At 66.4% G+C, this 15108-nt stretch carries 15 protein-coding genes; 7 read left to right on the top strand and 8 right to left on the bottom strand.

The genetic code is table 11. The annotated features are described in order from the left end of the window. Positions 1-174 precede the first annotated feature (174 nt). The 3 genes from parE (at position 175) to FQV39_RS04050 (ending at position 3719) form a co-directional block, all read left to right on the top strand. Positions 175-2256: a DNA topoisomerase IV subunit B gene (parE, locus tag FQV39_RS04040; protein WP_149129132.1), complete on the top strand. Its 2082-nt coding sequence runs from the start codon at positions 175-177 to the stop codon at positions 2254-2256. 159 nt (positions 2257-2415) lie between these two features. Continuing rightward, positions 2416-3387 (top strand): LysR family transcriptional regulator, encoded by a 972-nt coding sequence (locus tag FQV39_RS04045; protein WP_149129133.1) that lies wholly within the window; start codon positions 2416-2418, stop codon positions 3385-3387. A gap of 71 nt (positions 3388-3458) precedes the next feature. Beyond that, a complete protein-coding gene (locus FQV39_RS04050) occupies positions 3459-3719 on the top strand; it encodes a hypothetical protein (RefSeq protein WP_149129134.1) in 261 nt (86 codons plus the stop codon). A 156-nt stretch (positions 3720-3875) separates the two neighbouring features. On the opposite strand, the gene FQV39_RS04055 is transcribed toward FQV39_RS04050, so the two are convergent. Continuing rightward, a complete protein-coding gene (locus FQV39_RS04055) occupies positions 3876-4571 on the bottom strand; it encodes an alpha/beta fold hydrolase (protein ID WP_149129135.1) in 696 nt (231 codons plus the stop codon). Between the two features lie 162 nt (positions 4572-4733). Here FQV39_RS04055 and FQV39_RS04060 point away from each other — a divergent pair, with 162 nt between their 5' ends. Next, complete coding sequence (locus tag FQV39_RS04060) at positions 4734-6197, top strand: DEAD/DEAH box helicase (protein ID WP_149129136.1); 1464 nt, start codon at positions 4734-4736, stop codon at positions 6195-6197. A gap of 186 nt (positions 6198-6383) precedes the next feature. After that, the gene (locus tag FQV39_RS04065; RefSeq protein ID WP_149129137.1) at positions 6384-7442 is read left to right on the top strand and encodes a GGDEF domain-containing protein; all 1059 of its coding nucleotides are present in this window, start codon (positions 6384-6386) and stop codon (positions 7440-7442) included. Between the two features lie 157 nt (positions 7443-7599). Here the strand turns inward: FQV39_RS04065 and FQV39_RS04070 are convergent, their stop codons facing one another. Then, the gene (locus FQV39_RS04070; RefSeq protein ID WP_149129138.1) at positions 7600-7989 is read right to left on the bottom strand and encodes a HesB/IscA family protein; all 390 of its coding nucleotides are present in this window, start codon (positions 7987-7989) and stop codon (positions 7600-7602) included. Between the two features lie 206 nt (positions 7990-8195). On the opposite strand from FQV39_RS04070, the gene FQV39_RS04075 reads away from it, so the two are divergent. Together FQV39_RS04075 and FQV39_RS04080 are read left to right on the top strand one after the other, a co-directional pair. Further along, positions 8196-9263, top strand: coding sequence for a malate/lactate/ureidoglycolate dehydrogenase (locus tag FQV39_RS04075; RefSeq protein ID WP_187640159.1), 1068 nt, complete (start codon positions 8196-8198; stop codon positions 9261-9263). Positions 9264-9269: 6 nt separating this feature from the next. Further along, positions 9270-9629, top strand: coding sequence for an MmcQ/YjbR family DNA-binding protein (locus tag FQV39_RS04080; RefSeq protein WP_149129140.1), 360 nt, complete (start codon positions 9270-9272; stop codon positions 9627-9629). 262 nt (positions 9630-9891) lie between these two features. Here FQV39_RS04080 and FQV39_RS04085 read toward each other — a convergent pair whose 3' ends face one another. The 6 genes from FQV39_RS04085 to sufC form a co-directional block, all read right to left on the bottom strand. Next, positions 9892-10779 carry a PhzF family phenazine biosynthesis protein gene (locus FQV39_RS04085; RefSeq protein WP_149129141.1) on the bottom strand — a complete coding sequence of 296 codons (888 nt, stop codon included), beginning with the start codon at positions 10777-10779 and terminating at the stop codon, positions 9892-9894. Between the two features lie 213 nt (positions 10780-10992). Then, complete coding sequence (locus FQV39_RS04090; protein WP_472840671.1) at positions 10993-11298, bottom strand: SUF system Fe-S cluster assembly protein; 306 nt, start codon at positions 11296-11298, stop codon at positions 10993-10995. Positions 11299-11510: 212 nt separating this feature from the next. Next, on the bottom strand, positions 11511-12764 hold the full coding sequence (locus tag FQV39_RS04095; RefSeq protein WP_149129142.1) for an aminotransferase class V-fold PLP-dependent enzyme: 1254 nt from the start codon (positions 12762-12764) through the stop codon (positions 11511-11513). Between the two features lie 2 nt (positions 12765-12766). Next, complete coding sequence (locus FQV39_RS04100; RefSeq protein WP_149129143.1) at positions 12767-12973, bottom strand: tautomerase family protein; 207 nt, start codon at positions 12971-12973, stop codon at positions 12767-12769. Then, a complete protein-coding gene (sufD, locus tag FQV39_RS04105; protein ID WP_149129144.1) occupies positions 12973-14322 on the bottom strand; it encodes a Fe-S cluster assembly protein SufD in 1350 nt (449 codons plus the stop codon). Before sufD ends, FQV39_RS04100 begins: the two co-directional genes overlap by 1 nt. Next, positions 14322-15074, bottom strand: a complete 753-nt coding sequence (sufC, locus tag FQV39_RS04110) for a Fe-S cluster assembly ATPase SufC (protein ID WP_149129145.1) — start codon at positions 15072-15074, stop codon at positions 14322-14324. The genes sufD and sufC overlap by 1 nt, the downstream gene beginning before the upstream one ends. Positions 15075-15108: the final 34 nt, after the last annotated feature.

The raw sequence follows: 15108 nt of genomic DNA on the forward strand, positions 1-15108 counted from the left end.
CGCAGCGCCCGGCGATGCGCTAGAGAACGCGCCGATCTGACTGCAACGCAGTCAGATCGGAGAACGCGTTCTCTTACTTAAGTTTAGAGACGGATTCACCGATCAGGTTGTTTCAACCTGATCGGATCCGGCTCTAGAATTTCAGTTCCGCGAATCAGGAAGCATTTGGCAGCGATGGCAGAGAACGGCGATCTTTTCGGCTCGGAATCGGAGCGGCCCCGTGCGGCCGATCCAATGCCGGAAGCGCGCTCGCCGGCCGCGGTGCCGAAAGCCCCCGCGCCCGCAGGGAACGGCGCGCGCAACGGCACGCTTTCCGAGGCCGGCTACGATGCCTCGGCGATCGAGGTGCTCGAAGGGCTGGAGCCGGTCCGGCGGCGGCCCGGCATGTATATCGGCGGCACCGACGAGCGCGCGCTGCATCACCTCTTCGCCGAGGTGATCGACAATGCCATGGACGAGGCGGTGGCGGGCCATGCCACCTTCATCGATGTCGAATTGTTCGAGGACGGCTCGATCGCGGTCACCGATAATGGCCGCGGCATCCCGGTCGACCCGCATCCGAAATTCCCGGGCAAGTCCGCGCTCGAAGTCATCATGACGACGCTGCATGCCGGCGGAAAGTTCGACTCCAAGGCCTATGAGACCTCGGGCGGCCTGCATGGCGTCGGTGTCTCGGTGGTGAATGCATTGTCCGACCGGCTCGAGGTCGAGGTCGCGCGCGGCAAGACGCTCTACCGCCAGATCTTTTCGCGCGGACTGCCGCAGGGGCCGCTGGAGACGGTCGGCGCCGTCGCCAACCGGCGCGGCACGAAGGTGCGCTTCCATCCCGATGCGCAGATCTTCGGCGAGGGTGCGCATTTCTCCCCGGCCCGCCTCTTCCGCATGGCGCGCTCCAAGGCCTATCTCTTCGGCGGCGTCGAGATCCGCTGGACCTGTGCGCCATCGCTGCTGAAGCCGGAAGGCGACGTCGCGGCCGAGGCGGTGTTCCGCTTCCCCGGCGGCTTGCGTGACTATCTCGGCCGCGAGATCGAGGGCAAGGACCTGGTCGCCGAGCCGATCTTCTCGGGCAAGATCACCAAGGAAGGCAGCCACGGCTCGCTCGAATGGGCGGTGGCCTGGCTCGCGACCGGCGAGGACGGCTTTTCCTCCTCCTACTGCAACACCATCCCGACGCCCGAGGGTGGCACCCATGAGCAGGGTCTGCGCATCGCCCTGCTGCGTGGCCTTCGCGACCATGCCGAGCGCATCGGCCAGTCGAAGCGCATGGCGCAGGTCACCTCCGACGACGTGATGGCGACCTGCGCGGCCATGCTTTCGGTCTTTATCCGCGAACCGGAATTCCAGGGCCAGACCAAGGACAAGCTCGCGACGCTGGAAGCCTCCCGCATCGTCGAGGGCGCGGTGCGCGATGCCTTCGACCATTGGCTCGCCGCCGCCCCGCAACAGGCTCTGCGCCTGCTCGACTGGTCAGTCGACCGCGCCGAGGAGCGCCTGCGCCGTCGCCTCGAAAAGGAAGTCTCGCGCAAGACCGCGACGCGCAAGCTACGCCTGCCCGGCAAGCTCGCCGACTGCTCGAATGCCGGTGCGGCAGGCTCCGAGCTCTTCATCGTCGAGGGCGACTCGGCCGGCGGCTCGGCCAAGCAGGCGCGCAATCGCTCGAACCAGGCGATCCTTCCCCTGCGCGGCAAAATCCTCAACGTCGCCAACGCGACGCGCGAGAAACTTAACGCGAATCAGCAACTCGCCGACCTGATCCTGGCGCTCGGCTGCGGCATCGGCACCCAGTTCCGCGAGGACGACCTCCGCTACGACAAGGTCATCGTGATGACGGACGCCGATGTCGACGGTGCCCATATCGCCTCCTTGCTCGTCACCTTCTTCTGGCGGCAGATGCCGCGGCTGATCGAGAAGGGCCATCTCTACCTCGCCGTGCCGCCGCTCTACCGGCTCCAGCATGGCGGCAAGAGCATCTATGCCCGCAACGACGCCCATAAGGAGGAGCTGCTGGAGACGGCGTTCAAGGGCAAGAAGCCGGAGATCTCGCGCTTCAAGGGCCTTGGCGAGATGATGCCGCAGCAGCTCAAGGAAACCACCATGGATCCGGCCAAGCGCATCCTGCTCAAGGTCATGGTGGACCATGAGGCGAAGGAGGAAACCTCGGATACGGTCGAGCGGCTGATGGGCAACAAGCCGGAAGCACGCTTCACCTTCATCCAGGAACGCGCCGCCTTCGCCGGCGAGCTGATCGACCTGTGAGGAGCGAGCCCCGCAACTCTGAGGGGCTGGGCTTCACGGCCGCCGGGCTGTCCGACGATGCGGCTGCAGGCAGGGTTCGCGCATGCCGAACCTGCCCCCGCTCACGGAACGCCATGACCACAAGCGCCGGACCGCGCAAGGCGACTGGCCGCTGACCCCATGGCCGAGCCTGCTCCACCTCCATCTCGACGCGACGGCGATCTGGCGGCAGCCGCCGGGAGCGCCTCCTGGGACGACATCCGCATTTTCCACGCCATCGCCGTCGGCGGGTCGATGGCCGTGGCGGCGGCACAGCTCGGGCTGAGCGAGGCCACCGTCACGCGCCGCCTCAAGGCGCTCGAACGCGACCTCGGGCTTCAACTCTTCACGCGCGAGGCCAACAGGCTCGTCCCGACGGCGATCGGACTGGAACTTGCGGCTGAGGCCGGAGAGATCGAGGCCGCCGCCCGCCGTTTTGCGGTCCGCGCGGAAGCTGCGAAACCGCTTGCCAACGCACCGGTGCGCGTCACCGCGACGACCTCGATCAGCCTCCTCCTGACCATGCATGCGACCGCGATCTCGGCCGCGGCCGGCGGCGTTGAGATCGTCATCATCAGCACGCGCAGCCGGCTCGATCTCGCCCGCGGCGAGGCCGATATCGCGCTGCGCATGAGCAGGGCGCCGACCGAGCCGGGCCACTACGCGCAGAAGCTCGGCCGGCTGATGCAGGCGCTTTATGTCCGGCACGACGTCGATCCCGCCACGGCCCCGATCATCTCGGTCAATCGCGAAACCTCGTCCCGGATCGACGACTACATCATGGCCTATGCCGCTGGCAGGCCGATCGCAGCCCGCGTCGGCGATTCTTCCGCGCGCTACGAAAGCATCCGCTCGGCCGGGGCTCTCTCGATGGCGCCCTGCTTCATGGGCGATGCCGACCCGACCCTGCGCCGGCTGGAGCCACCGCCTGAACAGACCGGCGACGACATCTATCTGGTCTCGCACGACGTCTCGCGCAGCCGGCCCTGCGTCATCGCCGTGCTCGGCGCGCTGCGAAAGCTCTTTCGTGAACAGCGTTCGCTGCTTGCGGGAGATGCCGTCGGGTCCGCGGAGATCACTCAAATCGAACGATTTCGGGCAAGAACCGGCTAACCAAGCTTTTACGGCTGTTCCGTAAGGTCGTCTGCAGTGCTCGTGAGGTCACGAGACGCGGAGAGTGCGCCATGCGCCTGATCGAACTGTTCTGGAAGAACAACCGCGGCACGGTGGTCGCCGATGTCGCCAAGGCCGGCGCGGCCATCGCCTTCCTGTCGGTGATCGCCGCCAACTTCATGTCGAGCCGCACCGTGCCGATGGACAAGGAGCGCATGGCGGCCGTCAGCCTCGCCGCCTCCAAGCGGCAGCCGGTCGATCCGCTGACCACAGGCTCGATCACCAAGGCGGCCAACGACACCCGCCTCGACCCCTGCGCCCTGCCCCGCTGATCTCTCCACGCCGCGAACGGGCACAACCGTCATTGCGAGCGCAGCGAAGCAATCCAGGGGGACTGGGCAGAACGTCTCACCCAGTCCCCCTGGATTGCTTCGTCGCTACGCTCCTCGCAATGACGGTTCCGGCGATCCTGTCGCTTTGAGAGCCTGTCAAGCCAGCCAGCGCGCCAGCTCCGCCGTCACCCGTTCTGGTGCCTCCAGCGTCGAGAGATGCCCGCTGCCCGGAATAATGGCCAGCCGCCCGCGCGCGCCGACCAACCCGGCCATTTCGCGGGCCTCGGCAAGCGGCGTGATCTCGTCCTCCTCGCCGACGAGGACCAGCACCGGACAGGTTGAGCCGGCCAGCGTCGGCCGCGAATCCGGCCGGCGCATGATCGCCCGCTGCTGGCGAATGAAACCGTCCGCCCCGACATCCTCCGCCATCTGCCGCACGAGGAGCCGCAAAGGCTCGTCGGTGAGCCGCGCCGGCGCGACCAGCTTCTGCCAGAGCAGGGTCGTGACGTTGTCGAAGGCGCCCTTCTCCGCCAGCGCGATCATCTGCTCGCGCGGTACATTGGTTTCCGGCGTGGCAGGCTTGACGCTGGTGTCGAGCAAGGCAAGGCGCGTCACGCGCTCCGGGGCCTGCCGCAGGACCTCGAAAGCGACATAGCCGCCCATCGACAGGCCGCAGAGGGCGAAGCGGGCCGGCGCCGCCGCCAGAAGGCGCTGCACGATGCCTGAAAGCGTATCGTCCAGGCTGTGCTCGGCGACCAGGATCGGGCGACCATCGGCGAGCGCAGGCCACTGCGGAGCATAGAGCGCAGCGTTGCAACTCAACCCGGGAACGAGAATAAGCGGCTCCTTCATGGGGCTATCGCAGTCCTTTCAAGGCTAGATGATTGACTTTGCCGCGTTTTCTTTGCATTCCACACGTGTCCGAAGGCGCGCAGGAAGTGTTGTCGCGCCAACGCGGTGGTTGAGCAGGTCATCCCACCGCGTTTCACCGACCCTGAAGAAGCGCCAAACGCGATGTCATTTGCCGAACTCGGCTTGAGCGAAAAGGTTCTGACGGCCGTCACGGCCGCGGGCTATAGCACGCCGACCCCCATCCAGGCCCAGGCCATTCCACATGTTCTTGCCCGCAAGGATGTTCTGGGCATCGCCCAGACCGGCACCGGCAAGACCGCAGCCTTCACCCTGCCGATGCTCACCATCCTGGAAAGCGGCCGCGCCCGCGCCCGGATGCCGCGCACGCTGATCCTCGAGCCGACGCGCGAGCTCGCCGCGCAGGTCGAGGAGAACTTCACCCGCTACGGCGTCAACCAGAAGCTCTCGGTCGCGCTGCTGATCGGCGGCGTCTCCTTCGGCGATCAGGACGCCAAGATCACGCGCGGCGTCGACGTGCTGATCGCAACGCCCGGCCGCCTGCTCGATCATGTCGAGCGCGGCAAGCTGCTGCTCACCGGCGTCGAGCTCCTCGTCATCGACGAGGCCGATCGCATGCTCGATATGGGCTTCATCCCCGACATCGAGCGCATCTGCAAGCTTGTGCCCTTCACCCGGCAGACGCTGTTCTTCACCGCGACCATGCCGCCGGAGATCACCCGCATCTCCGAGCAGTTCCTGCACAACCCGGTCCGCGTCGAGGTCTCACGGCCTGCGACCGCCGCCACCACGATTACCCAGCGGCTGATCGCCTCGAACTCCCAGGACTTCGAGAAGCGCGAGACGCTGCGCCGGCTGATCAAGGGCGCGACCGATCTGCAGAACGCCATCGTCTTCTGCAACCGCAAGCGCGATGTCGCGACGCTGCACAAGTCGCTGCTGCGCCACGGCTTTCCGGCGGTCGCCCTGCATGGAGACATGGACCAGTACGCCCGCATGGCGGCGCTGGAATCCTTCCGCACCGGCGAGAACCCGATCCTCGTCGCCTCCGACGTCGCGGCCCGCGGTCTCGACATCCCGGCGGTCAGCCACGTCTTCAACTTCGACGTGCCGACCCATGCCGAGGACTATGTCCACCGCATCGGCCGCACCGGCCGCGCCGGGCGCGAAGGTGCCTCCTTCACCATCGTCACCCGCCACGACGATAAGCTCGTCGCCGCGATCGAGAAGCTGACCGGCCAGACCATCGCCTTCGAGGGCGGCGGCATCGCCGATCTGCCGCCCGGCGAGCCGCGCGAGGACCGCAAGGGCCGCCGCGACGACAAGCGCGGCCGTGGCCGTGGGCGCCCCGAGCGCGGTGCGCGAGCCGAAACCGAATCCTCCCGCTCGCATGCCGCCGAGAAGGCGGAGGAGAGCCCGCGCCATGCGGGACGTCGCCCGCCCGTCAGGCCGGGTCCCGAGGTGGCGGCAGCGCCTGCCGCTGCTCGCCAGGACGATGCTCGGCGCGGCCGCAATGCGCGTGCGCGGGACGAGGATGACGGGCCGCAGGTCAAGGGGCTGGGCGATCACGTGCCGGCCTTTCTGCTGCGCCCTGCCCGCGTCGGATAACCTTGCGTCATCAACCCGATTTTAACGTCGTCTGACTAGATTGATCGTCGCTGCTGCGGGAACATCGCAGCGGCGGACGGGCGCATGCCGCCGTATAGACGGACAGGATGTCCCGCTTCGATTGGATCAATCGAAGCTGACGTGGCCGAAAGCCACGACCCGGCTTCATACCGGAATGGCGAAGGCATGGACGACGAAGCTTCGGTTTCCGCCCGCACCAACGATCTGGCCGAGCGCGTCGTCGCCGCGATGCGGCATCACGGTTCGCCGAGCTATCCCCGCGCCTTCGAGGTCTGGTACGCGCATCTGAGCGGCGAGATGCCGGCCGTCAGCATGGCGATGAACGCCATCATCGCCGGCAATGAAGGCCAGGTCACCGCAGCCGATATCGACAGCCTCTACGAGCGTTTCATCAGCACGGAACGCTTTTCCCGCCAGGCCGAGCGCACCAGCCTCCAGGTCCTCGGCGAGATCGACGCCATGATGGAGCTGGTCGACAAGGCGCTGGGATCTAGCGAGCTGTATCACGGCCGCCTGACGGCGATGTCGGAAGACGTGCCGCCGATGACGGATCGGCAGAAACTGCGCGAATGGGTCGAGGCGCTCGTGCTCTCGACCCGCGAGGAAGTGACGCGCAAGGCCCAGCTTGAAGCCGAGCTGCGCAACAGCTCCAACGAGATCCGCAACCTCCGCGAGGCGCTGGAATCGACCCGCGCCGAAGCCTTGACCGACCCGCTGACCGGGCTCGCCAATCGCCGCCATTTCGAGGAGATGCTGCAGAAGTCGATCGACCAGGCGACGCTGCGGCGCGAGCCCTTCGCGCTGGTGATGGCCGACATCGACTTCTTCAAGCGCTTCAACGACGCCCATGGCCATCTCACCGGCGATCAGGTGCTGCGCCTGGTCGCCCGCACGATGAAGGACAAGTTCAAGGAAAAGGCGGTCATCAGCCGTTTCGGCGGCGAGGAATTCGCCATCATCCTGCCGGAGGCCGACCTGATCGCCGGCAAGTTCGGCGCCGAGACCGTGCGGCAGGCATTGCTGACCCGCGAGCTGATCAAGCGCTCGACCAACGAGAATCTGGGCCGCATCACCATTTCGCTCGGCGTGTCGAGCTACCGCCGCGGAGACACCGCCGGCTCGCTGGTCGACCGGGCCGATCAGGCGCTGATGCAGGCCAAGCGCGACGGCCGCAACCGCACCGTCACCGAGGACGTGCTGGAGACGACGAGCCGCGTGGCTTGACGTCGGCAGACGCCGGACGCCCGTACCCCCGTCATTGCGAGCGCAGCGAAGCAATCCAGGGGGACGTAGAGCTCTGCGGCCCCTGGATTGCTTCGTCGCTTCGCTCCTCGCAATGACGGGGGAGCCTGTCGTCGAGCGGAGGCCTGGATCGCCTCCCTCAGGAAGCGGCAGCCGTAACGTCGGCGCGCGGCTTGATCTCGACCGACTCGCCGCAGCCGCAGGCGGAGACCTGATTGGGATTGTTGAAGACGAAGGTCGAGGAGAAGCGGTCCGTCCTGAAGTCGAGCTCGGTGCCCAGCAGGAACAGCACCGCCTTGGCGTCGACGATCACGGACGCATCCTTCTCGGTCACGACCTCGTCGCCCTTGTTGACCGCCCGGGCGATCTCGAAGGTGTACTCCATTCCGGCGCAGCCACCCTTCTTGACGCCGACGCGCAGGCCGAGCGCCGGCGCATCGCCGCCAGCCGACTGCGCCATGATCTCACGGATGCGGGTGGCCGCGGCGTCGGTCAGCGAGATGACCTTGAGGCCCGGTATCGAAAACATTCCTCGTCCCTCCTCGACCGAGTTCAAGGCCCGGTGAAGCAAGATTGTCGCTCTAACATAGGGATCGCGACGCCTCGCGTCGAGATGGACGCGGCTTGCCATGCAATCCCCGGTCCCGCACCCATCGCCAGATGCATTGCGCATCGGGCCGGGGCATGCACTCTGGCGGCATCGTCCTGCCTATCCGCCCAACTCCCGGAAGAACCATGTCTCATCGCCTGCACCGTCCCGAATCGCTGCGCGCCCTCGTCCACGACATGGTGGTGAAGGCCGGCTGGACGGAAGCGGAGGCTCGCGAGACCGCCGACCATCTTGTGCTCGCCAATCTCAGCGGCCATGACAGCCACGGGGTCGGCATGATCCCGCTCTATTTCCAGTCGCTGGCCGACGGCAATCTCAGCCCGAAATCGCAGCCGCAGGCCCGGGTCGACGCCGCGCCCTTCCTGATCATCGACGGGGCCATCGCGCTCGGCCAGCCGAATGCGCGCAACGCCGTCGACCGCGCCGTCGCGATGGCCAAGACCGGCGGCGTCGCCATCGTCAACCTGCTCGATTCGCATCATATCGGCCGGATCGGCCACTATGCCGAAGTCGCTGCCGCCGCCGGACTGATCTCGTTCTTCTGGGTCAATGTCGCCGGCCGGCCGCCGATCGTCGCGCCCTATGCCGCCAAGGAGGCGCGCTTCGGCACCAATCCGCACGCCATCGGTATCCCCGTCCCCGGCGGCGAGCCGCTCATTCTCGATTTCGCCACGAGCCGCATGGCCCATGGCAAGGCCCGCGTCGCCCTCAACAAGGGCGAGCAGGTGCCGCCCGGCTACATCATCGATGGCGAAGGCCGGCCGACCACCGATCCGGCCCATGTCTTCGCAAGCCCGGATCATCCGCTGGGAGCGCTGCTGCCCTTCGGCGACCACAAGGGTGCCGGCCTCTCGCTGATCGCCGAGCTGCTTTCGGCCGGGCTGATGGGCGCCGCCCGCATCGACGAGAAGCCGCAGAAGAGCTGGATCATCAACTCGCTCTTCGGCGTGATCATCGATCCCGCCCGGCTGGAGCCCAACGAGGAGCTGCGCAAGAGCCGCACCGAAAGCTATCTCGCCTTCGTGCGTGCGGCGAAGCCGCAGGATCCGGCCAATCCGGTGCTGGCGCCCGGCGACAAAGAGCGCAAGGTCCGGGCCGAGCGCGGCGCCACCGGCATTCCTCTCGACGACGAGACCTGGTCGCAGATCAAGGCCGCTGCGGCCCGCCACGGCATCGACGCCGAGAGCTACTGAGCCGCCATGTCCCCCCAGGCCTACAACGCCTTCTGCGCCTCGCTGCCGGCAACGAGCCATGTCGTGCAATGGGGCGGGGCCGATGTCTGGAAGGTCGGCGAGAAGGTCTTCGCCATCGCCCGGCAGCAGGAGGATGGCGAGATGGCCGTGAGCTTCAAATGCTCAGCCCTCGCCTTCGACATCCTGAGCGAGCAGCCGGGTCTCAGGCCCGCGCCCTATCTCGCTTCGCGCGGCATGAAGTGGATCCAGTGGCTCACCGACGAGAGCATGCCGGATGATGCCTTGCAGGACTATCTGCGCGAGAGCCACCGCCTCGTCGCCGCCGGGCTGACGAGGCGGGTGCGCGTCGAGCTCGGGCTCGGCTAGAGCGTTTTCCGATCAGGTTGGGTCACAGAAGCCGTCATTGCGAGGAGCGAAGCGACGAAGCAATCCAGGGGCGGCAGAACTCTACATCCCCCTGGATTGCTTCGCTGCGCTCGCAATGACGGGTCAGACTGATCGGAAAAGGCTCTAACCAGCACGCCGTCGCTGGAAACGAACTCGTCATTCCGAGCTTGATGATGGATTCCGGATCGGCGCCGCTATCGCGGCTTGTCCGGAATGACGTGGGCGCAAGGGTGGGCAGATTCTAAAGCAGCGCCTCGCCGCGGAACATCGGCGCGCAGGCACCGCCGACGCGGGAGCGGTAGCCATCCGCAGCCCGGCGCGAGGTGACATTCAGCAGGCTCGGCCGACCCATCTCGACGCCCTGGGTGATCGTATAGGCCGCCTCGTCGCCGCCATCGAGCGAGAGCAGCAAAGCGCCAAGCGTTGCGCTGGCGCTTCCGGTCGCGGGGTCTTCCCAGGTGCCGGCCAGCGGCGCAAACATCCGTGCGCGGATCGTGTTGCCGTCACGCGCATAAAGGAACAGCGAGAGCCGCCCTTGCAGCTCGGCATGCTGGTTTTCCAGCCTGCGGAACGCAGGGAGGTCCGGCGCCGCGCCAGCCAGCGCGCCTGAGGCGACCTGCGCCAGCACGAACTTGACGCCGAGCGAGGCCTGGACTGGTTTGTGCGCGGCCGTGACGATATCGCCAGGCTGTAGCCCGGCGCAGGCGGCGATGCCTTCCGCCGGCAATTCGATGTCGAGCGAGAGCGCCTGCGGTGCGGCGATGACGGCGCCCGTCACTGCGCCTGCCGCATTCCGCTCCACCGCGATCTCGACGAGGCCGGCCATCTGCTCGAAGCGCAGCACGCCGTTGCGATCCCGCCCATGGCGCGCCAGCACGCAGGCGGTGCCGACATTGGGGTGACCGGCGAAGGGCATCTCGGCCGTGCGATGGAAGATGCGGACGCGTGCGTCGTTGGCCGGATCATCCGGCGGCAGGACGAAGGTCGTCTCGCTGTAGTTCATCTCCGCCGCCAGCGCCTGCATCTGGGCATCGGAGAGACCGCGCGCATCGGTGAAGACGGCGAGCGGATTGCCGCCGAAGGGCTTGTCGGTAAAGACGTCGACGGTTTCGTAGGGATAGCTGGGCATGGCAGGCTCCACAGATGGGTGGCGCCTATTCCTGCCAGCGAAGCGTGTTCAGCGCCAATGAAGCAATGAGATGTGTTTCATCAACGCGCCGTCTGCCCTGCCGTCATTGCGAGGAGCGAAGCGACGAAGCAATCCAGGGGGACTGGGTGAGACGTTCCACCAAGTCCCCCTGGATTGCTTCGCTTCGCTCGCAATGACGGATGGCGCCGCCCGTCACCACATGTCGAGGGCGACACGCGCCTCGTCGGACATGCGCGACTGATCCCAGGGCGGATCGAAGGTCATGTTGACCGTCACGCCGGCGATGCCCTGCACCGTGCTGACGGCGTTCTCGACCCAGCCCGGCATCTCGCCGGCGACGGGGCAGCCCGGCGCGGTCAGCGTCATGTCGATGGTGACCTGACGGTCATCGGCGATATCGACGCGATAGATCAGGCCGAGCTCGTAGATGTCGGCCGGGATCTCGGGGTCATAGACCGTCTTCAGCGCCGCGACGATGTCGTCGGTCAGGCGATCGATCTCCTCGGGCGGAAGCGACGAACCGGAGCCGACCTGCGGCTCGTTCGGCTTGAAGCCGTCTTCCTTCAACGCGATGGGCTCGGAGGTGGCCAAGGCTCTTGATCCTCGATTGTTGGAGCATTCGGCGCTTCTTCAAAGCGCGAAATGCTCCAATTCATTATCTTATCGCATTTTCTTCACGCGAACCGGTATCCACTTCGCTCGAAAATGCTTTACGCGAACAGGCTTTCGGCCTTCCGCAGGGCTTCCACCAGCTTGTCGACCTCTTCCAGCGTATTGTAGAGGCCGAAGGAGGCACGGCAGGTCGATGTCACCCCATATCGTGCCAAAAGCGGCATGGCGCAATGGGTGCCGGCCCGAACTGCGACACCAGCGCGGTCGATCACCGTCGCGACGTCATGGGCATGGGCGCCCTTCAGATCGAAGGCGACGATCGCGCCCTTCTCCTTCGCCTTGCCGAAGATGCGGATGGAGTTCATCTCGCCGAGACGTTCCATCGCATAGGCGCCGAGCTTGGCTTCATGCGCCGCGATGTTCTCGCGGCCGAGCGCCATCATGTAGTCGAGCGCGGCGCCGAGCCCGACAGCCTCGACGATCGCCGGCGTGCCGGCCTCGAAGCGATGCGGCGGGTCGTTATAGGTCACCGTATCCTCGGTCACGGTGACGATCATCTCGCCGCCGCCTTCATAGGGCGGCAGCTTGTCGAGCCACTCCTTGCGGCCCCAGAGGATACCGGAGCCGGTCGGCCCATAGGTCTTGTGGCCGGTGAAGGCGTAGAAATCGCAACCCAGCGCCTGCACGTCGACCGGCAGATGCACCGCGCCCTGGCTGCCGTCGACGACGAGCGGGATGCCATGGGCCCGGCAGACCTTCGCCACTTCGGCTATCGGAACGATGGTGCCGGTCGCGTTCGACATATGCGTCAGCGACACCACCTTGGTCCGCGGCGAGATCAGCTTCTCGAATTCCTCGATGAGGAAGTTGCCGTCCTCGTCGATCGGCGCCCATTTCAGCACGGCGCCATGGCGCTCGCGCCAGTAATGCCAGGGCACGATGTTCGAGTGATGCTCGAGGATCGAGACGAGGATCTCGTCGCCCTCGCCGATGTTCAGGTGGCGCCCGAGCGAGGAAGCGACCGTGTTCAACGCCCCGGTCGAGGAGCGCGTGAAGATGATTTCTTCGAGATGCTTGGCATTGAGGAAGCGGCGCGCACTTTCGCGTGCCGCCTCATAGGCTTCGGTCGAAGCGTTCGCGAGATAGTGCAGGCCGCGATGGACGTTGGAATAGTCCTCGCGCATCAGCTTCGTCATCGCCTCGATCACCACCTCGGGCTTCTGCGCCGAGGCAGCGTTGTCGAGATAGACGAGCGGCTTGCCATAGACCTCGCGCGACAGGATCGGGAAATCCCGCCTGACGGTCTCGACGTCATAGGGCTTCAGCACGGGCTGGCCGGTGACCGCGTTCATCCTCACGCCTTTCCGGTACCGGGCTGCCGGTCGGCGACGAGCGCGCCGGCATGCCCCCAATGCTCTCGCTCGATCTCCTGGATCACAATATGGGTATTCTGCGGGTTCTTGCCGAGCACGCGCACCAGCGTCTCGGTGAACTCCTTGACGATCTGCGCCTTCTGCTCGCGCGTCGCGCCCTTGGTGATCTGGAGATTGATGTAGGGCATCAGACGGTGCTCACCTCGGAAGCGGCCTCGCGGGCCTGAAGCCAGGCCTCGACCTCGGCCATCACCAGATCGCGCACGGTCTCGTCGGCGATGAACTCGGCCACCTCGCCAGCGAAGGCCTGCAGCACCAGCGCCTCGGCCTGCGGCCGCGGCAGGCCGCGCGCCATCAGGTAGAAGAGCTGGTCGCCGTCGATCTGCGCGACGGTGGCGCCGTGGCCGCAGACGACGTCGTCGGCGAAGATCTCGAGCTCCGGCTTGTTGAACATCGCGGCGCCGTCGTTCAGCAGCAGCGCGTTGCTCTTCATGCTGCCATCGGTCTTCTGCGCATGCGGGCGCACGATGACCTTGCCCTGGAAGACGCCGGAAGCCTCGCCGCCAGCGATCGTCTTGAACAGCTCGCGGCTCGTGCCGTGCGGCACCTCATGATCGACGATCAGCGTGACGTCCGAATGCTCCGAGCCGCCGAGCAGGTTGACGCCGCGCAGGCCGATCTCGCTGTGCTCGCCGGCGAAGCGAATGAAATGCTGCTGACGCAGCGTGCCCGCCTTGGCGACGAGCGCGAAGGAGTCGAACTTGGCGTGGGCGCCAACCGTAGCCAGCAGGCTCTGCACCTGCACGCTCGCGGCAGCCTGCCGCGTGACGAGGCGGATATGCTGGATCTCGCTCTCGTCGCCGGTCTCGAAGACGATGGCGCCACTGATCTGCTGCGCGGCGGAGCCCGCCGCTTCGCTGACCTCGACGATCGTGCCCTTGGCGCCCTTGCCGGCGAGCACGACCGAGCGATGGAACACCGCCTGCTCTTCCTCACCCGAAACCAGCGAGACGATCACGACGGGCTGCTCGAGCTCGACGCCCTCGGCGATCTCGACGAAGACACCGTCGCGCATCAGCGCGGTGTTGAGCATCAGGCCGGTGTCGTCGTTGCCGACCGAGGGGCCGGCGAGGATGCGGGTCAGGTCCTCGCGCGGCGAGACCAGCGCATCGGCGAGCGACTGCACCGAGACGCCCTCGGGGATCGCGTCGAGCGTAGACAGCTCCGGCGCGAAGGCGCCGTCGACCAGCACGAGGCGCAGGCCGTCGAGCTGCAGCTCGCCAAGCCGTGCCTTCACTGCCTCGGTGGCAGCCGCGCTGTCAGCGAGCGGACGCGCCTCACGCAGCAGCGTGCGCAGATCGGTATAGCGCCAGGATTCGAGCCGGCGATGCGGCAGGCCCTTGGCCTCGAAGCCGGCGAAGGCGTCCTCGCGCAGCTTGCGCACGGCCGGGCCACCCGGCAGCTCGGCCTTGCTGTCGGCATATTGCTGGATGAGCTGCTGCTCAGCCGCCGTCTTCAGCGGGGTGACGATAGCCATTACGCCGCCTCCCCATAGGAGGCATAGCCGCTCTTCTCGAGCTCCAGAGCCAGCTCCTTGCCGCCCGTCCTCACGATCTTGCCCTGCGACATGACGTGGACGGTGTCTGGCACGATGTGATCGAGCAGGCGCTGATAGTGGGTGATGACGAGGAAGCCGCGGCTCTTGTCGCGCAGCGCGTTGACGCCCTCGGCAACGATGCGCAGCGCGTCGATGTCGAGGCCGGAATCGGTCTCGTCGAGGATGCACATGGACGGCGAAAGCAGAGCCATCTGAAGGATTTCCATGCGCTTCTTCTCACCGCCCGAGAAGCCGACATTGAGCGGCCGGCGCAGCATATCCCTGGCGATGCTGAGCTTGTCGGCGGCGGCGTTGACCTGCTTGATGAAGTCCGGCGTCAGCAGCTCGTCCTGCCCACGCGCCTTGCGCTGGGCGTTCATCGCCGCCTTCAGGAAAGTCATGGTGGCGACGCCAGGGATCTCCAGCGGGTACTGGAACGCGAGGAAGATGCCGGCGGCGGCGCGGGCATCGGCCTCCATTTCCAGCACGTTCTCGCCATTGAGCAGGATCTCGCCGTCGAGAACCTCATAGTCCTCCTTGCCGGCGATGACATAGGAGAGCGTCGACTTGCCGGAGCCGTTCGGCCCCATGATGGCGGCGACCTCGCCGTCGTTCACGGTGAGGTTGAGGCCGTTGATGATCTGCTTGTCTTCGTCGGCGATCTTGACGACCAGATTGCGGATTTCGAGCATGTTCGTGTCCAGTGTTCTGTCGCGTCATGCTCGG

Source organism: Bosea sp. F3-2 (genome assembly GCF_008253865.1).
Lineage (GTDB): Bacteria > Pseudomonadota > Alphaproteobacteria > Rhizobiales > Beijerinckiaceae > Allobosea.